Annotated in this window: 15 protein-coding genes; 2 read left to right on the top strand and 13 right to left on the bottom strand. The window is 42.1% G+C overall.

Annotated features, from left to right (window positions below; genetic code table 11):
- Positions 1-221 precede the first annotated feature (221 nt).
- From ACSYSH_RS01460 to ACSYSH_RS01425, 8 genes are all read right to left on the bottom strand, one after another.
- Entirely contained in the window at positions 222-2306 is a 2085-nt protein-coding gene (locus ACSYSH_RS01460) for a DNA topoisomerase (protein WP_489816520.1), read from the bottom strand.
- Positions 2307-2571: 265 nt separating this feature from the next.
- The gene (locus ACSYSH_RS01455) at positions 2572-3072 is read right to left on the bottom strand and encodes an NUDIX hydrolase (RefSeq protein WP_491702551.1); all 501 of its coding nucleotides are present in this window, start codon (positions 3070-3072) and stop codon (positions 2572-2574) included.
- Between the two features lie 345 nt (positions 3073-3417).
- The gene (locus ACSYSH_RS01450) at positions 3418-4239 is read right to left on the bottom strand and encodes an oxidoreductase (RefSeq protein WP_491702552.1); all 822 of its coding nucleotides are present in this window, start codon (positions 4237-4239) and stop codon (positions 3418-3420) included.
- Positions 4240-4243: 4 nt separating this feature from the next.
- On the bottom strand, positions 4244-5152 hold the full coding sequence (locus tag ACSYSH_RS01445; RefSeq protein ID WP_491702553.1) for an alpha/beta hydrolase: 909 nt from the start codon (positions 5150-5152) through the stop codon (positions 4244-4246).
- Positions 5153-5327: 175 nt separating this feature from the next.
- Positions 5328-6143, bottom strand: a complete 816-nt coding sequence (locus tag ACSYSH_RS01440) for a MetQ/NlpA family ABC transporter substrate-binding protein (protein ID WP_491702554.1) — start codon at positions 6141-6143, stop codon at positions 5328-5330.
- Positions 6140-7306, bottom strand: a complete 1167-nt coding sequence (locus ACSYSH_RS01435) for an amidohydrolase (protein ID WP_491702555.1) — start codon at positions 7304-7306, stop codon at positions 6140-6142. The genes ACSYSH_RS01440 and ACSYSH_RS01435 overlap by 4 nt, the downstream gene beginning before the upstream one ends.
- A gap of 589 nt (positions 7307-7895) precedes the next feature.
- Positions 7896-8408: a GNAT family N-acetyltransferase gene (locus ACSYSH_RS01430; RefSeq protein WP_491702556.1), complete on the bottom strand. Its 513-nt coding sequence runs from the start codon at positions 8406-8408 to the stop codon at positions 7896-7898.
- A 192-nt stretch (positions 8409-8600) separates the two neighbouring features.
- On the bottom strand, positions 8601-10628 hold the full coding sequence (locus ACSYSH_RS01425; protein ID WP_491702557.1) for a glycosyltransferase family protein: 2028 nt from the start codon (positions 10626-10628) through the stop codon (positions 8601-8603).
- 238 nt (positions 10629-10866) lie between these two features.
- Here ACSYSH_RS01425 and ACSYSH_RS01420 point away from each other — a divergent pair, with 238 nt between their 5' ends.
- Positions 10867-11619: a DUF1003 domain-containing protein gene (locus ACSYSH_RS01420; protein ID WP_489816512.1), complete on the top strand. Its 753-nt coding sequence runs from the start codon at positions 10867-10869 to the stop codon at positions 11617-11619.
- A 559-nt stretch (positions 11620-12178) separates the two neighbouring features.
- Here the strand turns inward: ACSYSH_RS01420 and ACSYSH_RS01415 are convergent.
- Positions 12179-12319, bottom strand: a complete 141-nt coding sequence (locus tag ACSYSH_RS01415; RefSeq protein WP_489816511.1) for a hypothetical protein — start codon at positions 12317-12319, stop codon at positions 12179-12181.
- A 326-nt stretch (positions 12320-12645) separates the two neighbouring features.
- Between ACSYSH_RS01415 and ACSYSH_RS01410 the strand changes: the two genes are divergently transcribed.
- Positions 12646-13023, top strand: coding sequence for a hypothetical protein (locus ACSYSH_RS01410; RefSeq protein ID WP_491702558.1), 378 nt, complete (start codon positions 12646-12648; stop codon positions 13021-13023).
- 44 nt (positions 13024-13067) lie between these two features.
- On the opposite strand, the gene ACSYSH_RS01405 is transcribed toward ACSYSH_RS01410, so the two are convergent.
- From ACSYSH_RS01405 to ACSYSH_RS01390, 4 genes are all read right to left on the bottom strand, one after another.
- Positions 13068-13373: a DUF2316 family protein gene (locus ACSYSH_RS01405; RefSeq protein ID WP_491702559.1), complete on the bottom strand. Its 306-nt coding sequence runs from the start codon at positions 13371-13373 to the stop codon at positions 13068-13070.
- Between the two features lie 20 nt (positions 13374-13393).
- On the bottom strand, positions 13394-14953 hold the full coding sequence (locus ACSYSH_RS01400; RefSeq protein ID WP_491702560.1) for a DHA2 family efflux MFS transporter permease subunit: 1560 nt from the start codon (positions 14951-14953) through the stop codon (positions 13394-13396).
- Entirely contained in the window at positions 14950-15492 is a 543-nt protein-coding gene (locus ACSYSH_RS01395) for a PadR family transcriptional regulator (RefSeq protein WP_491702561.1), read from the bottom strand. The genes ACSYSH_RS01400 and ACSYSH_RS01395 overlap by 4 nt, the downstream gene beginning before the upstream one ends.
- A 211-nt stretch (positions 15493-15703) precedes the next feature.
- Positions 15704-17650 carry a copper-translocating P-type ATPase gene (locus ACSYSH_RS01390; protein WP_491702562.1) on the bottom strand — a complete coding sequence of 649 codons (1947 nt, stop codon included), beginning with the start codon at positions 17648-17650 and terminating at the stop codon, positions 15704-15706.
- Between the last annotated feature and the right edge of the window lie 9 nt (positions 17651-17659).

Here is a 17659-nt window from a genome sequence, read left to right as displayed (position 1 = left end):
GTTCTAATCTCAGTGCCATCTGGACTATCACAATAAGGTACAAGGACTCGCCCGTGATTCTCATCTTTCTTCGTTGATTTAAGCCCCTTTAGCCTAACCATTTCAAAATGACTTTCGCTAAAAGTTACAGACGGCCGTTCATTTTATCAATACCTAAAAAGATTAATCGCAGTAAAAAGTCCCACAGTTCAAGAAAGAACTGCGGGACTTTTTACTGCGATTTAGTTTTTCTTATTGCGCGGTTCAAATTTGGGCTTAAAGCCAACATATTTGTGCTTGCGGTAAACCTGTTGCGCTAATTTACCAGAAACTTCGTACGGTCGGCCATGGCGACTTTTAGCTTGAAAGTGGATCACCTTGCCTGCTAATAAATCAACAATTTCCTGATCCGTAAAACGGTGGCCCGAGAATTCATTGCTAAAGGAGATTTCAGTCCCTTGCCAAATGCCGGTTGCTTTTTCCTTTTTTGGAACGCTTTTTTTGGCCTTGGCTTGTGGCTTTCCTAAGGCTGCTTCTAACTGGTTAGCATTGTTTACCATCACGGGAATGTCATGGTTCACGGTTTTAACGATTGAGTCCAATGCTTGGTCAGCGGTCATTTCAAATTTGCCAACTTGATCAAAAATATCAAAAACCCGCTTCGTTGTTTTGGGATTGGCTAACCAAGTGTTTTGAGCTAGAATGGCCACGGCCTGCCCGTTTCTTGTTAGGTCAATCTTACCCTTTTTATCAATAATGTAGGCATCTTTACTGCTGGATAATTCCCCGTAAGTGCTTGTCCGCGTGGCTCCCGTACCAATCTCGTTTTTTTCCAGAAAGGTCTTGAGCCACTGCCAGGTTGGCGTTGTTGGCTTTGGATTCTGTCCCTCGTGAACAAAACGGTCCGCTCGTTGACCCAGGGCTTTCGGCTGATTGCCTTCCTCATCTTGGTCTTGATTCTGATCCTGATAAACAGCTTTCCACCCTAATGAAAGTGGGTTATTCAGGGTCGTTTTAAAATCAGGGTACTCAACAATCGACCCTTTAATCTGTTGATAATGATAATCCTCGGCGAACATCGCTAAAAAGTTCTTCGCTAAGGTTTGATAGATCCGCTGAGCAGATGGACCATAGGACTGCAGTGCTTCTAAACTAGTGGGCACCTTTGTTCCGGGACGATTTGCTCCGTGGGCACCCGCTTCTTTAACATGTGTTTTTCGGGGAGCTCTGTGAGTTAACAAACCGACCTCGGTCCCCACTACTTGTGCAATTTGGTCAACTAATGGCAGCAAATCGTGAAATTGCTCCGGGGTAATTGTCTTGTCTTCGGTTCGCGGATAAGAAACAATTTGCGCTTCATATAATTTTTGATAAGTAGCCAGAACTTCCTTGGCCTTATAGCCCTCTTTGGCTAAAATGGCGGAAAGTGATGATAAGTCTAGCAACTTTGGTGGCTTAGTACTTTTTTTAGTAACTGAATCTTGCTGGACCCGTCCTGATTTTTCAAAAGATTCCGCGGCTTGCAAGGCTTCACGACTTGGGTAGCGGAAGGCAACCACTTCTTGTTTTGGGTCAACCACTCTGGCATAGACATTCCCTTGGTCATCGCGGAAACGGTACTCAAAATATGGTATTTTTTGGTAGTTTTGAATGGCCTGGAGTTGTTGGTAAATTTTCAGTAACATCGCTGATTTTAACCGGCCTTGCCGTGAAACAAGTGAGTAGCCTTGCTTTTTAGTCAATGTTGTTGCTGCCCGGGTTAACTGCATCGAGGCAAAGTCCCATTTATTGCGAGTTAACCCCTTTTGATAGGCCCCGTGCCGGTCCTGACTGGCAATCATAGTTAATTCGTTGAGTGCTTTGATCAAACTTTTGGGACTTTCATCTGCAAAATTAGCTCGAAAAACTTGCCCCTGCCATTTAATCGCTTCAATGGCTTCCCAGGCGAGCAGGTCCCCCTCCCCCGATGGGTCAGTATCGGTCGCGATAATCAGTCCATCAACATTTTTAGCCTTCGTTTTAAGGTCATCAATCAAGCTCTTGGTACTTTCTGATTTCTTACTACGGGGGTTCCAGGAGCGAATGTAAGTCCGTCTCCAAGATAAATCCTGCAAATCCCATGGTAAATCAGCCAGTTTCCATGATTTATATTTGGCCTTTAAGTTAGCCGGGACCTGATCTTCTGGCTCCTTTAAAGTCATGACATGGCCGCGTAGATTTGTTAATTCATAGTCATAGTGAGCAACGTGTCCCTTTGCCCCGCCAAGGGCCTTTTCAAAATTGCGGCGCGCACTCGGCTTCTCGGTAATAATTAAATACTTGGTCAAGCGTCAACCTCCTTTGTATGACGTCTAACATTGTTAATCTTTACTGATGAGAAAAACGATGTAGTGAAGGCTACATCGTTTTTTAGTCAAAAGTCGCTCGATTAGTGACTATCAGCCACTGTTTTCCTAATGACCATTATAACATGAGTACTGTTTCTCAGCGGTTAGCGGTCCTGATTATTTCGTCTGATTGCTGGTTAATCACGACGTGATTAGAAATAATTAATCCTTTATAAAGTGAATGGGTCGAACGGCCAGCAACCGCCTAAAAAACAGGTTTAGTCAAGACTTTCCACTGTGAAAAACGGGAATCCGCAGTATCAAAATGTTTGTTATGCAACAGGTATTCCTTCGCTTTCAATACCAAGGGTGAACTATTTTGTTCTGTTAACAAATCAAGCGAGACAAACAAGGACCCAATGGAATCTTGACCGAAAAATTGTAGTGGACTTTTCGTTAACCCACCACTGACCCTTTCAACCTCATAAAAAACTGCAATATGCTGGTTCATATTGAAATCTAAATACCGCCATGGATAAATGAAACTAGTCGTTCCAATTTGTCTGGCGCTTTCGACCGTCAAATCAGTTTCCTCTTTTACCTCACGGACTAGCACATGGTCAAGTGGTTCACCTGCTTCAAGACTACCGCCTGGTAAATCATAGCGGTTCAGATAAGGACCCACATTCTTCTTAATAACAACTAAACCGCGGTGTTCTTGATACAGAATGCCATAGACGCCAAAGGCACGGTGATAATGTTCCATACTAATTGCTCCCTTTTTGCTTCATAAAAAAACGACAAAATTTTCAACCATGCATCCTCACGAAAGCTGACATGGATTAGAATTCTTGAGGGTTTTTAGCAAATGTCTAATGTATCCTTTTTTAACACCCTTTTTCGACCAACAATAAATACATCAAGCGATTGAACCAACATTTTTCTGACCACTACATACACGGCCAGCATCCCCTGCATGTGCATGAATCAAAATGTCCATATGTTAAACATACCCAATCGCAATGCATACAAGGGCTCGGCGTGTATGTCTACCGGGGCCTTGTAGTATATTGAAACTAATTTATAATTTGTTGATTAAATCAGCACTGATTTAATTCTTCACAATACGGCGCATCAATGCATCAAACCATCGAGCTGGTAAAATCGTGCGCAAGAAGACCAATGGTTTGGCCGCAAAACCAAGCAAATAACGAGCCCGTGGTTTCTTCTGGCTAATAATCTTTACTAAGGTTTTCGCAATCAGGATTGGCTGGGACGGTAATTGCCCCTGATACTGCTTTTTCATGCCGTTGGCTGTTTGGCGAGCTGCTGCTTCGTATGGACCACCGGCAGATGAAGAAGCAAGATGATTGGCGGCAACCAGTCCCCAATCTGTTTTAATCAGGCCAGGTTCAACCAAGACGACGTCGACCCCAAACGGCTTCAGCTCCATTCGCAATGAGTCGCTAAAGCCCTCTAAAGCAAACTTAGTGGCGTGGTACCAGGCACCAAAGTAGCTGGCCATTCGTCCGGCCATCGACGAGACATTAATAATTCGCCCGGATTGTTGTTTGCGCATAGTTGGCAAAACTAATTTGATTAGCTGGGCTAAACCAAATAAGTTAACATCAAACTGACGCCTGGCCTCTGTCAGGGCGACGTCTTCAACGGCACCATAAGAGCCGTACCCCGCATTGTTAACCAGTACGTCAATCCGTCCTTGGTCGGCCAAGATGGTCGCAACCGCTTGTCGACAGGATTCTTCGTTAGTTAAATCTAGTTTGATGGAATGCACCCCAACTTTTTCTAAGTCCGCGAGTTGACTGACTCGACGGCCAGCACCATAAACGATGTGTCCCTGTTCTGCTAATAATTGACTGGTTTGATAACCGATACCGCTAGTGGCACCGGTGACAAGAATGACTTTGGGCATTGATTTATCTTTCTTTGATTAGCTGGACCATTTGCCAAATGGCTTCTTTGCCTTCTGGAATCGGAATTTCGGGAAAGTCATGGTACATTTCTGGGTAAATAGCTGTATGCACATCCCACCCCTCTTCATCAGCCATTTCCTGAAACTTGACGGCATCCGGATGCAAGACATCATAAGTACCCGTAATCACGTTAATGGCTGGCATATTGGAAAAATCAGCATAAAGCGGACTAATCAACGGATCATCTAAAGCAAGGTCACCCTGGTAACCGGCAGCCATGATGTCTAAAACGGCTAGGTCTAACATGGGGTCAAAGCGTTGCACAGCCTTCATTTCATGGTTGGTATCACTAATATCAAACCACGGCGAAATCAAAATTAGCTGTTTTGGCAAGGCAAGTTGCGCATCGCGCAACTGTTGCAAAAGAGACAAAGCCAGACCAGCACCGGCCGAATCGCCCATCAAGACCACCTGCTTGGCATCAATCTGTTCCTTTTCCAACGTCTCAAGAAAGGCTTCTTTGGTCCATTGAATGGTTTCTTTGGCCTGGTGCTGAGGCGCCTTTGGATAAATTGGCATGATAATTTGGTACTGTGTTTTTTGAGCCAATTTTTTCAACAAACGATAATGCATGATTGAAGGCTGGTCCCAATAACCCCCACCGTGAAGGTAAAAAATAAGCTGTTGGTTGTTGACGTCCTTCGGGCTGATTTCCAAAACATCATTGCGACCATTATATTCTGCCGCTCCAAACAGTAACCGGTTCAAAAAAGCTAATCGATATGGTTTCTGGCTGGCAGTAACAGCGCGTCGATAGGTCTTCTCGTTTGTTAAATCAGGTAAGACATGCAGGCCGCGCAAAATGTACTTCATCAGACGTCCGGGGATGCTTACTTGTCTTTTTTTGGCCATTTAAATTTCTCCAGTCATACAAAACATTGTTATTTGATCAAGAACTTCAGCCGTACACTTAATCCTATTATAATGGCTAAACGCAGGAGGACTCAAATAAAAAGAAGTCAAAACTCGGGACGAGTTTGACTTCTATCAGACAGAATCGCTGATTTACGGCAATCACACCTAGTTATTATGGTATGACCCAATAGTTATCATCATTATGTTTCTTCAGATAATTAGTAAATTCTTTTGATTCGTAGGCCCTCTGGACAGCCTTTGCCCACTTAGTATTGGCATTCTTTTTTGTCGTTGTTGCTACCAAATAGTAGTCACTTTGGATCTTTTCGGCGACCAACATCTTCTTTGATGAAACCTTAGCATTGTAGGCCACAGAACCAGGAAGAATCACGTAACTAAAGTCTCCAGCTACTCGTGGAATTGTTGATGAATCAATTTCCTTAAAGTTCAAATGGTACTTATTTTCAACAATATCATTTTTAGTTGCCGTAATTGGATTGACACCGGAACGAAGCTTAATCCAGCCTGCCTTTTCCAGTAATTGGTAAGCTCGTGCCGTATTGGACGGATCATTTGGAACCGCGATCGTATCGCCTTCACTAACGGCCTTTAAGGAGTGCTTTTGTGCGGGGTAGAGTCCCATTGGAACTGTTGGGATCTTGGTTAATGCCGTCAACTGGCCATTCTTTTCTTTATTAAAATTATTCAAATAAGCAGTGTGTTGATCAACATTTAAATCAACTTGCCCCTCACTAAGGGCAATGTCGGCATTTAATAAGTTAGTAAATGACTTATTTTCGACCTGATAACCCTCTTTTTCCAAAATGGGTTTTACGCCCTTTAAAAAGAGCTCGCTGTAAGGACCCGGTGAACTGGCTAAGGTAATGGTTCCCTTTTTACTATTAGACTGCTGCGGATAAAAGGACCAAATTCCAGCAAGCACAACCAAAATAAGAATTAAACCGGTTAACCAATATTTTTTCTTCATATTTCTTCTCCCTTTTCAATAAAGTAGTCTTGTAACCGTAAAACAGACTGATAATACCAGGTGATGGCGGTCTCTAAACCGGCATCATCTAAGATTAAATCAGAATGGTGCAAGCCTGAGTTACCACCACTACCAATCTCTGCAAACACGCTGGCGACTTTACTCGTATAAAAAGCAAAGTCTTCACCGCCAGCTGATGGCGGAAAGTTCACTAAATTAGCATGATACTGAATATTTTCGGCCAAAATGTCTGTCAAAATTGGATCGTTTTCAAGCACTGGCGGACCAGGAATCCACTCAATGTCCGCTGAAACACCGTATGTTGCTGCTTGACCATTGATAATTTGGTAGAACTTCTCTTTGACCCGTTCACGATCATGGTCTCCAAAAGTACGAATTGTTCCTTCAAACCAGGTACTATCCGGAATGACATTCCATGTTTGCCCTCCTTTAATATGGGTAACCGATAAAACGCTTTGTCGGTAAGGGTCAAGAGAACGACTAACAATACTTTGTAAGGCCGTGATGGTACTAGCTAAGGCTAAAATAGGGTCAATATTTTCATGGGGTTTGGCAGCATGACCACCAACACCCGTTAATTTGACTGCGAATTGATCAACAGCCGCATTACGACCGCCATTAGCCACACTGATTTGACCAACGGGTAAATTCGGATGATTGTGGTAACCAACAATCACGTCCACGTCTGCCAAACCACCACTAGCAATCACCTGCTCTGCGCCAAGATGGGTTTCCTCTGCCGGTTGAAAAATTAGTCGAACTTTGACCGTTAATTTACCGGCCTTTTCTTTAATTCTTTCAGCGGCCCCCAGTAAAGAAGTCAGGTGAAAATCATGACCACAGGCATGCATGATATTGGCTTGCTCAGAAGCAAAGTCTAGATTTGTTTGTTCTTGAATCGGTAGGGCATCAATATCGGCCCGTAAAGCGACTGTGTGTGCAGCGCCTTCTGGACCAATTTCTGCAATCACACCGGTCTGTAAGGTCTTTGGCGTAATAATCGTATAACCCAAATCAGCTAGGTAAGCCTTAATTAATGCTGTTGCCTGATATTCTTGACTGGAAAGTTCTGGATGCTGATGAAAGTAGTGCCGAATGGCACTCAAATCAGTCATCGTTTCAGTTGCAGTGGTTAATTTCATTCATCAATGCTCCCTTCTTAAAACAAAGAAAAAAGGACTAGTATCCACCATTTCTGCTAGACACTAGTCCTCACGTAAAGAACTAAAGTTGTTACGATAACAATGCTGTCCAAATCAAATGATGGTTCTCAAATATAGAACATAACGTTCGACAATCAATGAGAACCAAACACAAGATTAAGTACCCATTTATTGTTTTGACATTCGAGAACAGCACATTTGCATCATCATTATCTTCCGCCCTTTTTCTAATATTGATTTAATAATAGCATTGAATTTTAATTTGTCAAATTTTTAGAACCATTTTAGTTTTATCAGTTTGAACAACCTGCTCGTACGATTAACCGTCTAACCAATCAAGCTAAGGAACGCACCGTAACATTTTATTTTTTGAAAATGATGGACTACCAACTGGCTGCTTCTTAGCTGACACAGCTATTTGATCAGCGCCAACTAGCTTTTGAAAATATTGAAGTGATTTCGACAATTAAACAGAAAACTGTATATATTGAAACTCATTTATCAATTTAAAATGATCTTATCCATCTTTTGAAGCATTAAAGCGTTGATTGTCAAAGAAAGATTAAAATTAAATGACTGTGGTTGTCTGTCCTAATATTTTCATCGAACTTAAATAATCAGCGACAAAACAATCCAAATTACTCGTCAACAAGTGAAAGTCTCTTCCCATATTATGAGCAATTTTTTTAGTGTCAATAAAGCCATTTTTCAAATAAAAATGATAGCGAGCTTCACGTTGCTGCTGATTATCAGCATCCTCAAGCGTACTTTCAGATTCAAGGATAACCCCCTGTGGATAGCATTCTTTTAAAGCTGATAGTGTTTTGCCACCAATTCCCTGACCTCGAATTGATTGATCAACAGCTAAATAAAGCACAAAAGCTTTATCCTTTAAATCAACCAAATAAGCGATTCCTACGTTTTGTTTGCCATCAGCAAGGACGATCATTTTGATTTGATCATGATCAACTGATTTTTGCTTGAGTTCTTGAAAAGGAATTTGTTCGCTTACAGGAAATGCCTCACGATAGATTGCTTGCCAGTAATCACGATTGGTCTGATTTAACGGGATAAATTGCATATTGCTTCCTTTACTTCTATTCTTTTGTAAGTTTACTTATAATGATAGAGTTGATTTTAAGACTTATATAAAATTAGAATAGCATGGTTCCCTGCCTGCGTCAAACCAATCAAAAAGCCACTCTCCTTAAAACTAAATTAAGGGAGTAGCTGAATGAAAATCTGCATATCACAGACGAATTGCAAAGCACAATTAACGTAACACTGGTTGATTATTCACATCAAGCAATTCAAATGGCTTTCGATCATAGATATCCATTTCGTATGGCAGATAATATCGTTGACCATCAATGGTCACGCTCGAACCGTGAAAGAGCTGCTTGTACAAGGTTGGTTGCCGATACAAAATCAGTGGCCGCTTAGCTTTGGCGTCATCCCGGTGAATAACAACCTCAACATTCCGGTTGGCCGCAAACCGTTTTTCCAAGGCATAGTGATCCTTTCTGGGTTTCAATTGCTGACCAGTACTAAGCGCAACCCTTTGACCAGGTTCGGGACGGATATTGACTTTTAAAACATTAACTGTTTCTGGCACTGGCAATGAAAAACGTAGTTCTGCTGGTGCCTTGACCGGTTGCAGGATTGCTAAGCGAATTGGATATTCCATGTTCCCGTAAGCAATCCCAGGAATACTTTTTGCTGAAGAAAGTGTCAATTCTAAGAAAAGGATGCTCGCAATAGGCAAAACTAGGAGTTTTATCCAATTAACGTTTACTTGTGACCGAACGATTTGCAATGCGGGCAAGCGCTGAACGCCCCCCACCATGCCAATCAGGGTTATTACGGGGTAGAGCATTGGTAAAAAATATCGTGGTTCAACTTCCCAAATAAAAGTATGAAAGATGGTCAAGCCAATGGCTGCCAGTCCAATTAGGTAAGTAAAAGCTCTTTGATTTGTTGTAATTGGTTGATCCCCATAGGGTTGCCAAACTTTAATTAAGAGCTGGCCCCCTACCAATAAGACGGTGGTCGTAGCAATGATGGCAAAAAAGGTCGTTAGCATCACCTGATGGTGAAGATAATATCCCGGCGCCTGCGCATAACCACTGGCATACCGACCAAAGCCAAAGAGTGGGGTTCCAAGCAAAGTCTGGGACTTATCAAAAGCTAATTTCAACCAACCGCCAAGGCCAAGCATTTGTAGGCGATCTTTGATAGAATCCGTCGTTAAATAGGTTTTCTTTTCGAGTTTGCGCTCAATATCAAGGCTTTCGTCATTGAAATCATAAGCGCCCTTGCCACTCGATCCAAACGGGTTTAATCCCATATTAATCCAATGGGTTGCCGGTAAGGCAATCTTTTTCTGTGCACTTTGACTGTAACCATTAGAGCTGGCAAGTGACTTTGTCGTTATTGTAGCCATGACGATTCCTAAAGCGAGGGAAACGGTAATCAGCACCACCCGCCATTTTTCGGGCATTTTCAAAAAGAAAGTCATGAAAATCAAAGCTAACACCGCTGGCAGTAAAATTATCATATTGGGCTTAATCGCATAGAGTAAGCCATACACGAGAATCAGGGCCAGATTAGCCCCCACTATTACCAAGCGTCGTTGACTCGTGAGGACAACAGCCACTACATAAAAGACGACCGTGGTACAAGAAATAGCCCAAGTATCCGTATAGGTCACCATATTCGGATAAAGATACATAACTGGGTAAAAAAGTAAAATAACCGCCGTCAAGGCAAGCGCCCTGATGTTCTTACTTAAGCGCCAGCTCGTCAGCAAGGTAAATATTGTCACCATTGCTAACAAGAAAAAGTTCATCAGCCGCAATGCCAGTTGAATAGAAAGACCAACCGACTGGGCGAAGGCCATTACTTTACTAATCAAAATAGTAAAGAAAACGAGGTTTGGATAAACATAAAAGTATTCCTGACTTCCGTCAAAATTGCTATGCCAATTCTGATTGCCATGTAAGAGTTCGGTCGCCTTAATTTGAACGTTCAATGGGTCCGAAACATCGTTAATTTGAAAACGAAGTGCAACATAAAGTAATAATAAGAGATTGAGGGCAGTACAAAGTACCGTAACGACCAGCAAAAATGCTGGCTTTTTGACAAAATCAAGATGCATAATCGCCGAATAACCGGCCATTAAGGCCGGCATCAACAATAAAATCGCAATTAGATTTTCAAGGTGCTGGTTCAATGCCTGATTTAACAATAACAATACGATAAAAGCAGAAAAAGCAATTTGAAAGCTGCGCTTAATAAACATCAATTTCCCTCAAATTCTCACCTCTTGAAAAAGCGGTGTTATTAACTAGATTATAGCATTTTTCTGTTAGCCAACTGCTTGTAGTCCGAAATTCTATTTTTTTAAATTTTCTTAAATCAGTTCCTGGTACCAACTGCTCAGCTGTTACTATGTTAAAATAATCTTAATAAGCAAGTATTAAACGGTACTGTTTTGACGCCGTTTAGTGACTTCATACATATTCTAGAGGGGATGAATCATGAAAAAGAATGAAAAAGTACAGGTAAACGATGCGCTTTGGTGCCTGGTCGACCACCGCGAATACGATATGATTGATGGTAACTTTATCCATGAACTGGACCCTTATATCGTGGCACTGATTCAAAAAGACTATCCAAAGGTTGCCAATAATAGCTTTATTTGCAGCGAACACCTCGTGCGCTACCGTCTCCAAAAAATGGATAAAATGATCAGTGACGACTCGCACAAAAATCGGCAAATCAATGAGCGGATGACACGGTTAATGTCCAAGGATAGTTATCGTGTAATTGATGTTGAAAAGCAATTGGAAACCACATTGACGTTTGGTCAAAAAGTCGCCGACGCCGTTGCTCGTTTTGGTGGTTCATGGCCCTTTGTCATTTCCTTTGTCGGTATCATCGTCGTCTGGATCTTGATTAACTCCACCCATCTGTTTGGTCTCCACTTTGATCCATTTCCATTCATTCTCTTGAACCTCTTTTTGAGTATTATCGCTGCCATCCAAGCGCCCCTAATCATGATGAGCCAAAATCGGTCCAGTAACTATGACCGCATGGAATCAAAAAACGATTATCACGTTAACTTGAAATCGGAAGAAGAAATCAGAATTCTTCACTCAAAGATTGACCACCTCATCCAGCAAGACCAACCGAATAATATGCAAATTCAAAAGATGCAGATGGAGATGCTAGCTTCGATTAATAACCAACTAACAGAGGTCCGTAAGCAACAAAAAGACCAAATATTATAAGTTCACTTATAAAAAAAGAGACTCACTTAATAATCATTAAGTGAGTTTCTTTTTAATTAATGAAAAATTGTTAAAGTGCTGAATCGCTTTTATTCAATCTTGTTCTGATTTAATATCAGACAAGCGCAAGTACCCGGTCATCCCAAAGCCCTCGCCAGAAGGTACGGCCACAAATTGCCCCCTCAGTACTGGCATGGCGACTCAGCGCCCGATAAACAATCAACCTCGAATCCTTACTGAATGCGAATTGGGTCCCCATATTTTGCTTTGAAGCGAGCGGATTTCTGCTTTGACTACATGACTCATTGGCGGCCCGGTTTAAGTAGCTCAAAAGACCACTGATCAGCAAAAATCAGGTTCAATTGTGCCGACGACTAATGATCGAATCGAACTTTTAATTCCAACCGCAACCATCCTTGTAACCCCAAAAATACCAAGGCTAGTTGCTTTTTTAAGTACTAAAAAACCCCCGAAAGTGTCGGGCTTTCGGGGCGCAGTCCCTAAGACTGCATGATTTTAACTTGTTGTAGGATAAATGTTTTGTGAATTCGCTTCCATCCTAACCCGGACTGACCGGGTTGGCCTCACGTTTCATCAAGAACGCTGCCTGCAAGGATTTGGCGTTTGCCAAGGAATTGTTTACGATGGCTGAGTTTTTGCTCAACATCATCTTTGTGTTCAGAGAAAACTTGTTCTTCATAGACAGTACCTCCAAGAACTTAATCCTTTTTTGGAAACGGCCGGCCATTTCCTTAATTGAATTATACAACGCTTTGAAAAAATATCAACATTAATTTTTAATTATTTTTTAAAGGTGTAATCATTCCCTCATCGTTTATTCATAAAATCAGCCATTGATTAATCTCTTTTCCTTCACCTATTTAAAATAAAAAAGCGTCAACCTCCACCATTTTGCTCTTATCCAACATTCTTACAATTCTTATTTGTTAACTTTGCATTTTGTTGAGCAATCATGTTAAAATCGTACCTGAATTCAAGAGAAGTAAAAATTAAGGAGAAGACTACTTGTTTAAACATCAACAGAAAAACCTGCTGTCCTTATTGGCATTAATCCCCCTGGCTTTGACGGCCTTATCCAGGCACCTCAATCCAATTGAATATAATTTGGCATTTAGTCTTTTTGTGGCAATCGTGGCCATTATTCTTTTACCACTACACACAAATAATCAAAGCGATAACTTAGTTCGTCCCCGCTATTTCAAACTGATGATCATCATCGGGACTGGGAGTTTTGCCTTTTCGGGTAATTTCCTTTACCAACAAGAAATCAATCGACAAATGGCAATACAAAACAGTGTTAGCATTTACCCAGTTTTCTTGGTATTAATTTTATTACCGGCAGTATTGGTGTACCTACTCGAATGGCACACCCAAAAAAATTAGCATAAAAGGCCAGCACTCACAATTTGAGTGCTGGCCTTTTTTACCTATTTCGTCGTGAGCACACCGCTTTGAATGCGACGTTGCTTTAAAAACCAGTAATCCTTAGGATTACCGACAAGTACCGTGAACGGCACTGGCTCTCGACCCGCTAAGCGAATTTCTTCTTCTAAAAAATGCTTTAAAATCCAAGGTTCTTCAATAGCGGCTGGTTTCAATGCCAAAACAGCTTGTAAATGCGCTGGCGTTGTCTGCAAAGCAGCCGCTACTCGTTCAACTGGCCAATTCAGAATCGCAAAATTTTTCTGCAGCTCTGTCCTGGTTGCTACTTGTTCAGCTACTGTTAATGACATTTAATTCCCTCCTGATTTGCCTAGTTTTCCCTTTTAACTGGATCTTGTAACAAGAAAAAGGCCAAAACACCACCAACAGCGGTAATCAAAAGTGAAGCAACCGTGACACCACGCATGCCAGCGAAGAAAGCATTGTCAGTTACCACCTTCAGGGCTGAATGGAATGGTAAATGCATCATTTTCGTACTGGTCACAAAAGCTTGGCTAGCAAATGGACCAGCATCGATTAATGCATGCTTAATGGCAACAAGCACTTCTGCAGGAACACCGGCAAAGTTCAGATGCTTGTTCAAATAATTGTCATACTGATTCGTTTGTGACAAACCAAGGATAACGACACCAAAGGAAACACCCAATTGACGAAAGACATTGATCAATCCAGAGGTCATCCCAATCTCTTCGGGTTTGGCACCAGCCAAGCCAGCCGTATTCAGTAAAGGATTAATCAAAGCATTTGAAATTCCCAATAAAACCATTGGTACCAATAAATCAGTATAAGCTAACTTGGTGGTCATAGCGTTTAAGAAAACTAAGAAAGACAAGGCAGACAACAGCAATGAGCCAGAAATCAACTTACGCGTTGAAAATTTACTGCTCAAATAACCTGTCACTGGTCCCAGTAAAAGCGCCCACATCGTTAATGGAATTTGACGAATACCCGTACTAAAGGCGGAATAACCCATATAGTTTTGCATCAAAGACGTCAAGAAAACGTTGTTTGAATAAATGGCAGATCCGAGTGCAAAGGCAACCAGTACCGCTCCGACAAAGTTCTTATTCTTAAAGAGCGCCAGATTCATCATTGGCTTGTCAATCTTCAACTCAACAAAGATAAAGATAGCCAACAAAATCACTGCAGCTAGCAGCCACAAGGCAATCCTAGGACTTGTCCAGGCTAGGTGTGGGTTATCTTCCTTTTGAATCAAACCAAAGACGGCTGAAAAGATAGCGACGGCTGAAAGAAGCATACCCGCAAAGTCAATCTTTTGTCCCTGACCATAACTTGGTGTTTCTGCTACCGTCAACCAAACTAAGATTGCTGCAAAAATCCCAATGGGCACGTTGACATAAAAGATGGCTGGCCAACCAAAGGCTTCAGACAAGATACCACCAATTAATGGACCTGAAACAGTTGAAAGCCCCATGACAGAACCCAAAATTCCCATGGCAAAGCCACGTTCCTTGCCCTCAAAAATAGAAGCAACCAATGCCATTGAGATGGTCATCAATCCTCCACCACCCAAGGCCTGCACAGCACGACCGATATCCAAAACTAACAAGTTAGGTGCTAATCCGTTGACTCCGGAAGCGACCACGAAGATGATCATACATGTCAAAAACATCTTCTTGCGACCGTACATATCAGCCAACTTTGACAAAACTAAAATCACGACAGCATATGAAATGGTGTAGGCACTAATAACCCATTGGACATTACTAAAAGTGGTCTGAAAGCTCTTTACCATAGTTGGCAGAGCAACATTGACAATATTCACGTCCAACAAGCCCATGAAGACACCCAAAGATAATGCTAAGAGTGCCAACCAGCGCTTAATCGAGCGCTTATTTGTATTATTCATGTTTCATTCTCCTTTAACTCTTGCAGAGCTTCATCAATCCAGGCCAGTTTGGTTAATGCCAAGTTATCCTTTAAGGTAATTGTTTTCAGCCCCCAGCGGTAAAAATCAGTCCGGTCGGGATGGTCATTCGTCTCTTCTCGGTAGTGGGTCGACAGTTCTTGATAAACATTGCGATCCGTTAAAATCGCATTACGATAATCAGTTAAAATTTTGTTTTGCTTATCTTTTGTCAAATATGAAAAGGACCGACACTTAAAATGATAAAAATTATCACGATTAGCATCCTGGGCAACCGGCTCGTTGATTAATTCGATTAGTCGTTCGTGACCTAAGTCAGTAATATGAAAAATTTTCGAATTACGGACCTTTCCGTCAACACTCTGGATAAAGCCGGCTTTTTCCATTCGACTTAAAACTGGGTATAAAACCCCATTTGATATCTTGCGTCTCGGTACCACCGTTGAGCCCAAAACGATGGCAAGCTTATAACCCGACATGTCTCGTGAGCTTAGCATTGATAAAATCAACAAATCGTACATCAACAGCCTCCTTTTGCTGAATGCTTTTCAACGAGTCGAAATGACAGGTCGTTTCGACTCGTCAACCAAAATTACTATACACTCATTTCAAAAAAAGGCAAGACTTTCAAAGCAACTTAGAAAAAGCAGAGCAAGCAAGAAAAAATAGTCAGAAAAAATAAAGATAAAATCGACAAAAAAGGATGACCATCTTAGTGATGCTCATCCTTTTTTATGCCAAATTTTTCTTAGCAGTTAAGGTTTTTAACCTCGTTTTGTTCAATAACAAAGAGCTGGTGACCACTGATAATGAGCTGAAGGCCATGGCGAACCCAGCTAATTCTGGACTCAGAATAAAGCCAATACCATAAAAGAGACCCGCTGCAACAGGAATACCCAAAACGTTATAGATAAATGCCCAAAATAAGTTCAACTTAATTCGATTAAAGATTTTGGTACTTAGCTCAATGGCTGTCGCCACATCCTGCAAATCATTCTTAACTAAGATAATGTCGGCAGATTCAATCGCAACATCCGTTCCGGATCCCATGGCAATTCCGACATTAGCAGTTGAAAGTGCCGGTGCATCGTTAATTCCGTCGCCAACGAAAGCGACAGCATCATCCTGCTGAAAAACTTGAACATGATCAGCCTTGTCATTTGGCATGACTTCTGCAATAACCTTGTCGATTCCAACCTGGTCGGCGATTGCCTCTGCTACCAACTGGTTATCGCCGGTCAGCATCACCGTCTTCAATCCCCGTGCCTTCAAGTCAGCAAGCGCCTTTTTCGAACTTGCCTTAGGGACGTCTTGAATAGCAATCAAACCAATCACATGATCGACTTCACCAACCAAGACCACGGTTTTAGCTTCAGACTGCAATTCTTCCATCTTCTTTTGTAAATCAGGATCAATTTGGTGCTCGGCCAACAAACGGCTATTCCCAACAAAGGCCATTTGACCATTCACTTCGCCCATAACACCCTGGCCTTCAATCGCAGCAAAATTCTTCGCACTCTTTTGGCTCTTCAAGCCTAATTTTTCAGCATAATTCAAAACGGCGCTGGCCAAAGGATGTTCAGAGTTTTTCTCCAATTGACTAGCTAAAGTCATCATCTTTTCTTCCGGACCAATCACATCGGTCACAACTGGTTGACCAACCGTAATCGTCCCAGTCTTATCAAAGATGACGGTTTTAACCTGGTTGACAGTTTCCAGCACTTCTCCGTTCTTAATTAAGATACCGTGCTTGGCACTCAAGCCAGTCCCGACCATCAGTGCGGTCGGTGTTGCCAGTCCGAGTGCACAGGGACATGCGATAACTAAAATGGAAATAGCGAATACCAATGCCGTTGACAAGGCGGAACCAAGGAAGACATACCAAATCAGAAAAGTCGCAATCGCCAAAATTAAGACAACCGGCACAAAGATACTTGAAACCCGGTCCGTCAGCTTTTGAATTGGTGCCCGACTGGTTTGGGCCTTCTTGACCATCTCCACGATTTGAGCAAGCATCGTTTCTTCACCAACCTTGTCAACTTTAAAGACAAAGGAACCACTGATATTGATGGTTGCACCAATGACGACATCACCGGCCTTTTTCCCGACCGGCAGACTTTCACCTGTCACCATCGATTCATCAACCGTTGACTGACCAGTGACGATCGTGCCATCCACGGCAATTTTTTGTCCAGGTAAGACCTTAACCAAATCACCGGTAACCACCTGATCTAATGGAATGGTCACTTCCTGTCCATCAACAATAACGATGGCCTCCTTGGCTTGCAGGTCTAACAACTTTTCAACGGCATTGGCAGCATTTTGACGCATCCGTTCCTCGAAAACTTGTCCCAACAAAATAAAGGTCACGACCAAGGCCGCCCCTTCAAAAAAGACTGGCTGTCCAACAAGCATTGCATCAATGCTATAAAGATAAGCCGTCATTGTTCCAATCGCAACAAGCGTATCCATGTTCGAATGGTGCTTTTTAAAGGATGACCAAGCTGACTTTAAAAATGGTACGGCGGACACTGCCATGACAATTGTTGTCAACCCAAATTCTGTGCCCGCGCCACCTGGTAAGTGAAAGTCAAAAGGCATCAAAACCATCTGAACGAGCATCGGCGCTGAGAAAAACAGGGCAAGCATAAAGCGCCTGCTGGTTGTCAATTTTTGCATCTGTTTTTT

Source organism: Fructobacillus sp. ESL1117 (assembly GCF_058508565.1).
The sequence above is the reverse complement of the archived record's forward strand: the minus strand, read 5'-3'. Positions and strand labels throughout refer to the sequence as shown.

Excerpts from the sequence above, each read along its gene's own strand:
- ACSYSH_RS01455 (WP_491702551.1), bottom strand. The coding sequence starts at position 3,072 with ATGGAACATTATCACCGTGCCTTTGGCGTCTATGGCATTCTGTATCAA.
- ACSYSH_RS01450 (WP_491702552.1), bottom strand. The coding sequence starts at position 4,239 with ATGCCCAAAGTCATTCTTGTCACCGGTGCCACTAGCGGTATCGGTTAT.
- ACSYSH_RS01445 (WP_491702553.1), bottom strand. The coding sequence starts at position 5,152 with ATGGCCAAAAAAAGACAAGTAAGCATCCCCGGACGTCTGATGAAGTAC.
- ACSYSH_RS01440 (WP_491702554.1), bottom strand. The coding sequence starts at position 6,143 with ATGAAGAAAAAATATTGGTTAACCGGTTTAATTCTTATTTTGGTTGTG.
- ACSYSH_RS01435 (WP_491702555.1), bottom strand. The coding sequence starts at position 7,306 with ATGAAATTAACCACTGCAACTGAAACGATGACTGATTTGAGTGCCATT.
- ACSYSH_RS01430 (WP_491702556.1), bottom strand. The coding sequence starts at position 8,408 with ATGCAATTTATCCCGTTAAATCAGACCAATCGTGATTACTGGCAAGCA.
- ACSYSH_RS01425 (WP_491702557.1), bottom strand. The coding sequence starts at position 10,628 with ATGTTTATTAAGCGCAGCTTTCAAATTGCTTTTTCTGCTTTTATCGTA.
- ACSYSH_RS01420 (WP_489816512.1), top strand. The coding sequence starts at position 10,867 with ATGAAAAAGAATGAAAAAGTACAGGTAAACGATGCGCTTTGGTGCCTG.
- ACSYSH_RS01415 (WP_489816511.1), bottom strand. The coding sequence starts at position 12,319 with ATGAAGAACAAGTTTTCTCTGAACACAAAGATGATGTTGAGCAAAAAC.
- ACSYSH_RS01405 (WP_491702559.1), bottom strand. The coding sequence starts at position 13,373 with ATGTCATTAACAGTAGCTGAACAAGTAGCAACCAGGACAGAGCTGCAG.
- ACSYSH_RS01400 (WP_491702560.1), bottom strand. The coding sequence starts at position 14,953 with ATGAATAATACAAATAAGCGCTCGATTAAGCGCTGGTTGGCACTCTTA.
- ACSYSH_RS01395 (WP_491702561.1), bottom strand. The coding sequence starts at position 15,492 with ATGTACGATTTGTTGATTTTATCAATGCTAAGCTCACGAGACATGTCG.
- ACSYSH_RS01390 (WP_491702562.1), bottom strand. The coding sequence starts at position 17,650 with ATGCAAAAATTGACAACCAGCAGGCGCTTTATGCTTGCCCTGTTTTTC.